At 58.9% G+C, this 10874-nt stretch carries 8 protein-coding genes; 5 read left to right on the top strand and 3 right to left on the bottom strand.

What is annotated here, in order from left to right:
* Window positions 1-681 precede the first annotated feature (681 nt).
* Window positions 682-1353, top strand: coding sequence for a DUF1614 domain-containing protein (locus NW820_RS05990; RefSeq protein WP_414332122.1), 672 nt, complete (start codon window positions 682-684; stop codon window positions 1351-1353).
* Here the strand turns inward: NW820_RS05990 and NW820_RS05985 are convergent.
* The gene (locus tag NW820_RS05985) at window positions 1350-3518 is read right to left on the bottom strand and encodes a caspase family protein (protein WP_414406967.1); all 2169 of its coding nucleotides are present in this window, start codon (window positions 3516-3518) and stop codon (window positions 1350-1352) included. The two genes, NW820_RS05990 and NW820_RS05985, sit on opposite strands and share 4 nt — an antisense overlap.
* Before the next feature lie 266 nt (window positions 3519-3784).
* A complete protein-coding gene (locus NW820_RS05980; RefSeq protein WP_414380646.1) occupies window positions 3785-4624 on the bottom strand; it encodes a lysostaphin resistance A-like protein in 840 nt (279 codons plus the stop codon).
* 251 nt (window positions 4625-4875) lie between these two features.
* On the opposite strand from NW820_RS05980, the gene NW820_RS05975 reads away from it, so the two are divergent.
* Window positions 4876-6795, top strand: coding sequence for an ABC1 kinase family protein (locus NW820_RS05975; RefSeq protein WP_414406966.1), 1920 nt, complete (start codon window positions 4876-4878; stop codon window positions 6793-6795).
* A gap of 11 nt (window positions 6796-6806) precedes the next feature.
* Here NW820_RS05975 and NW820_RS05970 read toward each other — a convergent pair whose 3' ends face one another.
* Window positions 6807-7190: a hypothetical protein gene (locus tag NW820_RS05970; protein WP_414406965.1), complete on the bottom strand. Its 384-nt coding sequence runs from the start codon at window positions 7188-7190 to the stop codon at window positions 6807-6809.
* A 509-nt stretch (window positions 7191-7699) separates the two neighbouring features.
* Between NW820_RS05970 and NW820_RS05965 the strand changes: the two genes are divergently transcribed.
* From NW820_RS05965 to NW820_RS05955, 3 genes are all read left to right on the top strand, one after another.
* A complete protein-coding gene (locus tag NW820_RS05965; RefSeq protein ID WP_414406964.1) occupies window positions 7700-8590 on the top strand; it encodes a prephenate/arogenate dehydrogenase in 891 nt (296 codons plus the stop codon).
* Window positions 8591-8658: 68 nt separating this feature from the next.
* Window positions 8659-9408, top strand: coding sequence for a cytochrome c biogenesis protein CcdA (locus NW820_RS05960; protein WP_414406963.1), 750 nt, complete (start codon window positions 8659-8661; stop codon window positions 9406-9408).
* A 111-nt stretch (window positions 9409-9519) separates the two neighbouring features.
* A partial coding sequence (locus tag NW820_RS05955) for a cytochrome c biogenesis protein (RefSeq protein WP_414406962.1) occupies window positions 9520-10874 on the top strand: 1355 nt, incomplete at its 3' end.

Below are 10874 nucleotides of genomic sequence, written 5' to 3'. Positions count from 1 at the left end.
AAATCTGGAAAGTAACTTCGTTGCCCTTGATGTTGGTGATGGTGGCCTTCAGTTTTTGACCAATCTGGAAGCAGGCTTGGCGGGCCCGCTGTTGGGTCTAGTCTTGTGGGTATTGGTTGTTTTGCTGTGGTCTGTCCTGCTGGGGCTCGTTTGCCGCGCCTTGGGGAACGGCGTCCCTGCGACCAGAGTGGCTGTTGGGCTGGGATCCCTGGTGTGGCGGAGTCTCGCCAGCAGGCATCCCCCCATTCCCGTAGTAGCGGGCCATGCCTAGCCCAGGATCTGCAGCACCTCTGCCGGCCTGTCCTGTAGGGCTACATCTTCAGAGACTACCGCAAGTGGAACATTCATACTGAACAGTATCTGCGCGACCTTTGCTTCGAGACTGTTGAAGAATCTAATCACATCAAAATTCGGTTTTATGGAGATCCGCGCTATCAAATCGTTATGGCTAAAACTCCTGGCGACTGGAGGGCTGGCCGCAATATTTCAAGGACTCCGTCCCGCTAACGCGATCGGGATATTCGCAACCTCATTTTTGGCCTTTGAGATCCTGAAACGAATAAAGTTTAGTTGCAAACCTATCGCGCCAGCGGGACGGAGTCCTTACTTTCTCAGGGGGCACGCAGCTGAGAAAAGTTGAACCGAGTCCTGATAGGCTGAAGAAAAGTTGGGATCCCTGCCATGTTCTACCTGCCGGTCTCGCTGCTGTTGTTTTTCATGCTGGTGTTGCTGCTGCCTTTCCTCTGGCTGGGGCTGGCAGTGGATGTGGTGGCGCTGGCGGTGGGAAAGCTGGGGTTCTCGCGGGAGGGAGCGCTGTTACTGCTGCTGGCCATCCTGGTGGGCAGCTCGGTCAATATTCCCCTCTATCGGGTGAAATGCGAGGTGACGCTGGTAGAAGACCTAGCTAGCTTGTGGATGCGGCAGTTCTGGGGGATCCCTTTGACCAAGCTTTCCCAGGAGACGGTGATTGCCTTAAACGTGGGCGGGGGGCTGATCCCGGTGCTCTTGGCCCTATACCAATTTGGGCGGGCCGATAGCGTGCTGATCCTGGCGGTAACGGCGCTGGTAACCTTGGTCAGCTACTATGCTTCCCACGTGGTGCCCGGGATCGGCATTCAGATGAACCCCTTGATTGCCCCGGCTACGGCAGCCTTAGCCGCTCTGTTTTGGGCAGGGGACCAGGCGCCAGCGGTGGCCTTTGCCGGCGGGGTTTTGGGTACCCTTATCGGGGCGGATCTCCTGCACTTGCCGGAGGTGTTGCGGCGCAATTGCTCAGGCATTCTCAGCATTGGCGGGGCCGGGGTTTTCGATGGTATTGCCCTCTGTGGCTTGTTTGCCCTGCTGCTGAGCTAAACCAGCAAATAGGTAAGGGAAAGGGTGATGGATTGGGCGGGATCCAGCCAACGCAAGTCGGGATCCCCTTCGGAGGCACGCTGAGTCAACTCCTCGAGGAGCGTTTGCGTCCATTCCAGCGGCCCATTGAGCAACATCGGCGAACGGGCTACCCCCAGTTTGCGGGCCATAGCCTTGAGGGCTTCCAAGCTGGCGGACAGGGGGCGGGTGCTGGCCACAAACAACAGCTCCGTCAGCCCTTGGGCATGACAGGTGAGCAAGTCAGAGCTCACAGCAGAGCGCAGCTCGCCATCGACCTCCGGCAAGGGTGGCAAAGTTAAACTGCTCTTGGCTTCCAAGCGAAGAGGTGTGGTGAAGTTGTCCTGAGGCAGGGGGGCCAGCAGGTGCAGTTGTCCGGTCGGGTCGATCAGCAACAGGTAGCCGAACAGATGCTGATCGCTGTTGTTGCGAAGGGTGAGATGCAAGGGATCCCCCCGCATAAACCGTTGCATACCCACCTCAGCAGGAGCGGAAGTTGCGGACTGGACAAGGCGTGCCGCCAACGGGGGAGCTTCGGTCCCGCTGGCGCGATTGGCAGCTCTACCTTTGACAGCCAACTCCGCCACCACCGCCAAGGAAGAGGAAACCGCATTGAGGGTGGTGCGCAAACGTTTGGCAGCCAGCAGATGGGCAAGACGGGGAGCTAACCGCTGGACGGCCATTGCTGCAGCCTCTCCTGCTGGGCCACAGGAATTCAGGAGCAATTCTCGCCCCGGCCAGAACAGGCTGTAGCTGTTCACTTCCAGGGGTTTGAGCAGGGTATCCGACCGTTCGCGCCAGCGGGACGGAGTCCTAAAAGCAGTGGCCATTTCCGGGGTGATGCGGCCCAACAAACAGTCCACCTGTCGCTCGCGGGGGTTGGCCGTTTCCATCCAGCTGTAGCCGGCAATGGCATTGGTCAGATCCACCTTTTCAATGCGGCCCAGGTTCTCCTCTAGGCCAACCAAAAGCTTGAGCGTGCTGGAGAGGCCGCGCAGCTGCTCCCGCAAAGGTGTGCCCACAGGGGGAAGCTGCCCTTCCGGACTGGCCATCTGAACCTGAGCCAACAGCCCACTGCGAGAACGCATGAGCAGCGGCGTCGGCGAAGAGGCGGAAGGATCGGCGGGAATGGGAACCAAAAGAGTACCCGGCTGCAAACCACACAGGGCCGCCGATGGGATCCCGCCTAACCACACCTGAGCCCGATTTCCCTTCACTTCTTGAACTACCCCGCTGACCCCTGCCGGTGTGGGCATGAGAAAATAGGGATGGATGTGTCGAGCAGTGTCTTTGCCTTCCAAGGTGGGGCGTTGGCAGGCGAATAGGCCCAGCTCTCGCCGGCTAACCACTTGGTTAAAGGCCACCAGCAGACGAGTGGCAGGCGTGGTTTCCCACAGGTACTGCGTCAGCAGATAGGTGAGTACCCCAGCATAGAATCCTGGCCAAGCGGCTTCTGCTGCCAAGTCTTGCGGGGTGGTGGCCGAAATCAGCAAGCCCTTGGGCGGAGACGGCCAAACCCGCTGCGGCTCCGATCGCGCCAGCGGGACGGAGTCCTTGGAGTCCGAGATCGCGGCTGGGGGACGGGAACGCAGTTGCAAGTTGCCTCGCACCGACGGCGAGACATAGGTAAAGCCACAGTCCAGAAGGGTGGTGATCTGGGCAGTGCCCAAGCCTTCCAAAAGCCGGAAAAAGCTGTCTAGCTCCATTGCTGCCACTCCCTCAGAGCCAGACAACAGCAGCACCGGCTGCCAACAGTTGGGCGCGGATCCCAGCCGCCACTGGCCATAGCCGCTAAACTGCACCACTACCGTTTCAGCCGTGTGACCTTGACCCCCCAAGTGCTCTGCAAAGGCCGATTGGATCCCAGCCGGCGTGGCTGCCCCATCGGTAAGGGTGAGAATGTCTGCCGGGTCAAAACCAAAGCGATAGAGGAGTAGCTCCCGCTGCAACTCCACATCTGTCAAACACCCTTGTAGCGCGGATCCCTCGCCAAGGTAGCGGTTAATACCGATGAGAACAGCCAGCTTGCGGGAGCCAGCCGCCAAAGCTTGCCCATATCGCTCAGCCCGGCCCCTCAACCAGCCAGGGGATAGGCCAAGACCGGCAGCAACCAGGAGGAGTTTTTGCAGAAAAGACCGCCTTTCCATGTTGACCCTCTGGGCTGACCCCCGGCCCAACGACTACCCCATCGGCCAGCGAGCCACAGCTAAACTTTGCACTGGAATCTGTTGCTGCCTATTTCAGGATATCCCCATCCACACAGCTTTTTCCCGAGATCGAGTGACAGTTTTTGGCGTTTTCTTTGCATTCCTTATCAATCAAACCTCCGCTACTTCCCATGGGGATCCCACGGCAGCGCTCTTCTGTCAGACAAGTCCGTCAGACAGGAGGGAAAGTGTGAGGAAGTCAATACTCAGCGGTTCAGGAAATAGGGCAAGCAAGCCCCACGCTCCGGCCAATGGAAGCGGACGAAGGGAACCAAAATGAACCCAGCTATCCCCAGACAGAACAGGCCAAAGTAGAGGTGGAAAGCCCCGACTGGATCAGCTGGTTCCATCCTTCCCCCTCCTAGGGATCCCAGCGCTAAAGCCAAGAGATTGTTCAAGGCATGAGCCAAGACAGGCAAGGTCAGGGAGCGGGTCTGCAGGTAGAACAGGCCCATCACCAGGCCGAACACCGTCAACCCGACGGGGTTGGGGTGCAGCAGGCCAAATACCCCAGAAGAAGCCAGCAGACCTCTGGAGAGGCCCCACTTGAGGCCCCAGCGGTGTAGCAAGATGCCGCGAAACAGCCACTCCTCCGTTATGGGGGCCACCACCCCAATCGAGAGCCAGCGCAACCCCTGATACATCTGCGGCCAGGCCGTTTCCCTATCCTCTTCCCCCAGTGAGTGCAGCATCGACTCCGCCAGCTCCGGCGCAGGCAGGGATACCAGGTAGAGCATCAACAAAGTTGTGCCCAGGGAGAGCACTACCAAAGCCGGCACCACCCGCAGCAGGGATCCCCAGGGAATAGCAGCCCGCCAGTTGCCCCACAGCCGTCTCATCTGCAGATGGGCTTGCTGCCCCCGTCGCCAGCTCCAGATACAGGTGAGGACAAATGTAGCGCAATAGACAAAGTCGGCCAGCAGAGGATCGTCAGATGGGAGATGAAACAGCTGGGCCAAGGCGATGGCTCCCAAGCCTACCCCCAGGTTGATCACCAAGAAGGCCAACAGCACGTGGCGCGCCTTAAGGGCTGCAAATCCGGTCACACTCGGCTCGGCAGGCCGTAGAGGGGGAGATCCAGACACAGAGGCAGAGAGCGCAGTTTTCCCATTCTAGTTTTGGTGGGGATCCCCAGAGGTGGGCTGCTGTCAACTCCTCAGGGAGAAGACTGAAGATCCTTATTCCGAAGGTTCGTCCCGCCTTTTCAAACCCAATCGAGCAGGCTGGTGGCTGTCTCCGAGGGTCGCCAGGCTGAGCCAGCAAGTTAAGATGTGTTACGGAATCCGTTGGGGCATCTATGGGCGCAACACCGGTAGTGACAATAGCAGCGAGGCAGGATGGCTTGGGTTCTGGGGCTGTCTCCATCCCTCCGGCAGATCTGGGGGTGGTTCCTGAGCCAAGCTTGCGTTACGACCCAGAGCAGTTGGCCAAGCAATATCGAGGGCGCTGGGATCTGGTGGTGCGGCGCCTGTTTCAGTTGATCACCCCCTTTTTGGGCTTGTTGGCCTGGGTGTTTTGGGATCGCTGGCGGGGAGTAGAACTGAAGAATCGCCCGAAACATGCGGCCCGGCTACGGGAGATCCTCACGGAATTGGGGCCGACAGCCATCAAAATCGGCCAAGCCCTCTCCACCCGTCCCGATCTGGTTTCGCCCCTGTTTCTGGAGGAACTGGCCAAACTGCAGGATGAGCTGCCCCCCTTTGACAATGCCATCGCTTTTGCCCTCATCGAGTCGGAAATCGGCAAACCCGTAGACAAAATCTTTCGAGAAATCAGCCCCGAGCCGATTGCCGCCGCCAGCTTGGGGCAAGTGTACCAGGCCTACTTGCACAGCGGGGAGAAAGTCGCCGTCAAGGTGCAGCGGCCCGACTTGATTGGGCGCATCTCTCTCGACATGTATATTGTCCGCAGCCTGGCCGCCTGGGCCAAACGCACTTTCCGCCGCATCCGCAGCGACCTGGTGGGCATCGTCGATGAGTTTGCCGGGCGCCTCTACGAAGAAATGGACTACACGCAGGAGGGCCGCAATGCCGAGCGGTTCCTGGCCCTGTACCGTCACCCCTCCATCTACGCTCCCAAAATTTACTGGGAGTACACCCGCACCAAGGTGCTGACGATGGAGTGGATTGATGGCATCAAGCTGACTCAGGTTGACAAAATCGCTGCTGCGGGGCTGGATGGACGGCACTTGATCGAGATCGGTGTCAATTGCTCCCTCAAGCAGCTTTTGGAAAATGGCTTTTTCCACGCCGATCCCCACCCGGGCAACCTCTTGGCCATGTACGACGGGCGGCTGGCCTATATCGATTTCGGCATGATGAGCACCATCGCGCCCCATCAGCGCTACGGCCTGATCAAGGCGATTGTGCATTTGGTAAACCGAGACTTTGCCGGGCTGGCCCAAGACTACGTGGACTTGGAGTTCCTGGATCCAGATACCGACCTGACTCCCATCATCCCTGCTCTGGAAGCTGTCTTCGCCGAAGCGATGGGCAAATCGGTCTCCGAACTGAATTTCAAGAGCATCACCGATCGGCTCTCGGGGGTGATGTACGACTTTCCCTTTCGAGTTCCCGCCTACTACGCCTTGATCATCCGCTCTTTGCTCACCCTGGAAGGGATCGCCATCGGCCTGGATCCCAACTTTAAGGTGTTGAGCGTGGCCTATCCCTACGTGGCTCAGCGCCTGCTCACCGACCCGGCCCCGGAGCTGCGCGTATCTCTGCGGGAGCTGCTGTTTAACCAGGGGCAATTTCGCTGGAACCGCCTGGAGAACCTGCTGCGCAACGCCGTCAACAGCGAGGATTTTGACCTGCAGGGATCCCTGGAAAAGGCCGTTGATTTTATCTTTTCTGAGCGGGGCGCTTTCCTGCGGGAGCGCCTAGTGGATGTGCTCTTTTCCAGCTCGGGATCCCAGGGTGGCTCAGATGGCTTGGCTCATTTGCAGCGTCTGTGGGAACTCCTCAGCAGCAACCCGAGCTTTCAGCCGCTGCAGCTTCTGCCGATTGTTGCCAAGGTGGCTGCCAAACCGGAAGCTCAACAACTGGGCCGTCAATTGGCCTCCCGCTGGTTGCAACGCTCGGCAGCTCGCCTCATCCGCGACCTGCTGTTGCCGGATACAGAAAAGCCCAGTTCACCCTCTTCCCTCAACGGGCGTGGCGGGATCCCTGGGCCAGCAACCTCTGCTTCTACCGCTCAACTTCCCCTTCCGGCCTAGCTCAGCTGCTCTCAGGGGGCAGTGTCGCTGTTGGGGTTAACAGAGGCCAGAGCCAGCGTAATCCACTCGGAAAATTCATCGCGGCGGAAAACCTGGGGGCGGGAGCGGGGGCCAAAACGCAGCAGGCTGGGCATGCCGTGCTCCTTGAGTCGAGACTGTAGCCAGGTGCCCACACCGGTTTTGCCATCGTTGGGCATTTCGGTTTGGAAGTCACTGTACATCAACAACAACTGGCTGCGAGATTGGAGCACCGCATTCTCTTGAATTAACTTCGGCAAGGAGAGATGGGTGGCTGAGACTGCCCCTTTGCTCCCTTTGGCCGATTCACGACGACGGTCGCGCGGGCGCGGGTTAGTGCTTTCACGGCTCTTGCGGGTTTTGGGTTCACTAGGCATAGAATCTCCTAAACGACAGAGTGCTCCCCAACGGGGGTTAAAGCGGGAACTCGCAGGCCAAAAGCCGAGCCCGCTGTGAAAGTGGCTCGATGGGTACAGTTCTGGAGAATCGCTGAGAAGAGGGACACCTGCTCTTGAGTAAGCGAAGAAGAACTGCGCTGAGCCGGCACGAAAGGCTGGGATCCCTTCGGCGCAACAGCAGTCCACAGCGGGCCGAGCTCCTGCCAATACATCCAAGGCCTGCCCTTGTTTTTCCTGTCGGAGGCCAGTTTGGCTACCACGAATCCGCAGGGCAAGCAAGCCCGGATGTTACCCCTATATTGACTTAAAAATGGACAAGTGGACAGTCCCTGGCCGAGAATTTAGCTGCTGCGGCGGGAGCTTCGGAAGGAACTAGGCTTGCCCGCCGGTGGCGAGTATCGCTGAGCTACGGGAGTAGCCTCCTACTACACCTGGAAGCGGTTGTTGGTGGTGTCAAAAAAGGAGTTTCACTGGCTTACTGAGATACTATGCGCATTGCCATTGTCGGGTTGGGGTTGATCGGCGGATCCCTGGCCCTCAAACTGACCGAAAAGGGATATTCCGTCTGGGGGATAAGCCGCAACCCGGCCACCTGCAAACAGGCTCTGGAACGGGGTGCTGTCCAAGGCTGTGGAACCGAGTTGGCCCAGTTGGCTCGCTTTGATCCGCAAATGGTGCTGATCTGTACCCCTCTGGAGCAGGTGTTGGCCACGCTAGCCGCCCTGTTGCCTTATTTGTCGGCAGAAACCGTGGTGAGCGATGTCGGCTCGGTTAAGCAGCCCATCGTTGCTCCGGCAACCGAATTGTGGCCCTGGTTTGTGGGGGGGCACCCCATGGCCGGCAAAAGCCTGCAAGGGATCCAAGCGGCAGAAGCTGACTTGTTTCGGGGGCGGCCCTACGTGCTCACTCCCATCGCCGAGACCCAACCTCAGGCTCTCGATGCGGTGAAAGAACTGATTGCTGCTGTTGGCGCAGAAGCTGTCCTCACGGATCCCGCACGCCATGACCGAGCGGTGGCCTGGATCAGCCATTTGCCAGTTATGGTCAGCGCCAGTTTGATCGCAGCGGTTAGCCAAGAAGGGGATCCCGCGATTCTGGAATTGGCCCGCACTTTGGCCAGCAGCGGATTCCGCGATACCAGCCGTGTTGGCGGAGGGATCCCGCAATTGGGTTTGGAAATGGCCCGCCACAACCGACAGGCGCTGCTGACTGCCCTGCGCAGCTACCAAGCTCAGCTGCGACAGATAGAGCAGTTGATCGCTGGCGAAAAGTGGGACGAATTGCTCCGGGTGCTGCAACGAACTCAACAGGAATGGCAGCAGTTCCCCGTCAACCATCCTCGCGGAATTCCTCACAACCTGCGCGGTGGGAATGGATAGCAAAGATATCTTGAACGGGCTCGGGGATCCTTCATGCTACCTTGGGCTTATGTTGACAGATTGAGCTTATGTTGAATACGGCTCAGCTCTGGCTTTACCACCTAGAACAATGGGCAACTGAGCTGGTGCAGTTTCAACTGCAGCACCTTTCTCCCGTTAGTCTGTTGGTGGTGGGTCTGGCGGGCTTGCTCACTAGTCTTTCCCCCTGCACGTTGTCTATGCTGCCGGTGACCATCGGCTACATCGGCGGCTACACCCCCGCTTCTGAGGAAACGGCTGGGGAAGGGCGGCGGCAAGTTTGGGCTCAATCTTTGGGTTTTGCGGCTGGGGTGGCTTTTACCCTGACCCTGCTGGGTTTGTCGGCAGCTTTGCTGGGTCGCGTTTACGGACAAACGGGATCCTTTGGGCCCACTGTGGCGGGGGGAATTGCCATCTTGATGGGGCTGAACTTGTTGGAGGTGCTCCCCCTGCGTTTTCCCGATGGGTTTAACCGCCTCGAGATCCCCGGGAAATGGCCCAGGTTAGGCCGGGCAGTGTTGCTGGGGTTAACTTTTGGCCTGGTGGCCTCTCCCTGCAGTACGCCGGTTTTGGTGGCTTTGCTGGCCTGGGTTTCCACCACAGGGCAACCCTGGGTAGGAGGCGGGCTGCTGCTGGCTTACGGGCTGGGATTGGCCTTTCCTCTGCTCCTGGCGGGGGTGTTTACCGGGTTGGTGAAGCAACTGTTGGCCCTGCGGCGCTGGTCGGGCTGGCTCACTTATGCCAGTGGGGTGGTGTTGGTGGGGTTCGGCAGCGTAACAATCTTGTCGGCTTGGGCCTAAGGGATCCCTGCTGCTGCAGGCTAAGATGGGGCTACACCTACAGCACCCTGTTGGGGACTGCACCTTGCCTGGCAAGAGCAGCGATCTGAATCTTAAGCCGACAAACTTCTCATGGTCATATACTCTCTCCCGCTTGCCCGCTGGGTTTCCTCGCTGCGGCGGTACTTTCGTCATGAGCTGCTGCCGCTGCTGGCGGATCTGCGCCTGGCCATTGGCCTTTTGTTGGCGATTGCGGTTTTGAGCGCCACCGGCACGGTAATTGAGCAAGAGGAAACAGCGGCTTTTTATCAAGCCCACTATCCGGAGCATCCGGCCCTGTTTGGCTTTCTCACCTGGCGGGTGATCCTGAACTTGGGATTGGATCACGTCTACCGCACCCCTTGGTTTCTGGCTATTTTAATCCTGTTCGGCAGCAGCCTTATCGCCTGTTCCTTTACGCGCCAGTGGCCAATGCTCAAGGTGGCTCGCCGTTGGAGCTATCTCACCCGCCCGCAGTCTTTTCAGCGCCTGCCCTTTTGGACTTATCTGCCCCAACAATCCTTACAAGGGCTGCCGCAGCGGTTGCGCCGACAGGGCTACCTGGTGTTTCAGGAGGGCCATCACCTCTACGCCCGCAAAGGGTTGATCGGCAGGATCGGCCCCATCTTGGTGCATGTCAGCATGCTGCTGATCTTGCTGGGGGCCATTTGGGGCAGCATTGGCGGCTTCAAGGCCCAAGAACTCATTCCCAGCGGCAGCGTGGCTTCCATTCAACACTTGACCGGAGCGGGAGATCTGGCTCGCGCTCACTTGCCTACCTGGCAAATTCGGGCCAATCGCTTCTGGATTGACTACGCTCCCGATGGCCGTGTCAAGCAGTTTTATTCCGACCTCTCGATCTTGGATCAGGGTCAGGAGGTCAAACGTCAGACCATTTCCGTCAACCATCCTCTCTCCTACCGGGGTGTGACCCTTTACCAAGCCGATTGGAGCATCGACAGCATCCGCATCCGCATCAACAACAGCCCCACTTTTCAAATCCCGGTGGTGCCGGTGCGTACCGAGGCAGGCAACAAACTCTGGGGCGCTTTTGTGCCCACCCAGCCGGACATGAGCCAGGGCCTCACGCTGCTGCTGCCGGATCTGCAGGGGACAGCCCTGCTCTACGACACTGAAGGGCAATGGATGGGATCCCTGCGCCAAGGCATGAGCTTGGCCCTCGACGAGGTCGCTCCCCAACGCTTCCCCAACCCCCTCACTCTGTATCTGGATGAGGTGATCGGCGCTACCGGACTGCAAATTAAATCGGATCCAGGGATCCCTGCGGTGTATCTCGGATTTGGCCTGTTGATGGTGGGGGTGGTGATGAGCTACTTCAGCTACAGCCAAATCTGGGCTTTGCAAACGGAGACGGGGCTCTACTTGGGGGGCAAAACCAACCGGGCCTTGGTTACTTTCGAGCGAGAATTCGACCGCTTGGTGGAGCA

It is taken from the genome of Synechococcus sp. R55.7, from assembly GCF_047461955.1.
GTDB lineage: Bacteria > Cyanobacteriota > Cyanobacteriia > Thermostichales > Thermostichaceae > Thermostichus.
The sequence above is the reverse complement of the archived record's forward strand: the minus strand, read 5'-3'. Positions and strand labels throughout refer to the sequence as shown.

What these genes read in the sequence shown, in the direction of transcription:
- NW820_RS05990 (WP_414332122.1), top strand. Translation starts at nt 682, where the DNA reads ATGTTCTACCTGCCGGTCTCGCTGCTGTTGTTTTTCATGCTGGTGTTG.
- NW820_RS05985 (WP_414406967.1), bottom strand. Translation starts at nt 3,518, where the DNA reads ATGGAAAGGCGGTCTTTTCTGCAAAAACTCCTCCTGGTTGCTGCCGGT.
- NW820_RS05975 (WP_414406966.1), top strand. Translation starts at nt 4,876, where the DNA reads ATGGGCGCAACACCGGTAGTGACAATAGCAGCGAGGCAGGATGGCTTG.
- NW820_RS05970 (WP_414406965.1), bottom strand. Translation starts at nt 7,190, where the DNA reads ATGCCTAGTGAACCCAAAACCCGCAAGAGCCGTGAAAGCACTAACCCG.
- NW820_RS05965 (WP_414406964.1), top strand. Translation starts at nt 7,700, where the DNA reads ATGCGCATTGCCATTGTCGGGTTGGGGTTGATCGGCGGATCCCTGGCC.
- NW820_RS05960 (WP_414406963.1), top strand. Translation starts at nt 8,659, where the DNA reads ATGTTGAATACGGCTCAGCTCTGGCTTTACCACCTAGAACAATGGGCA.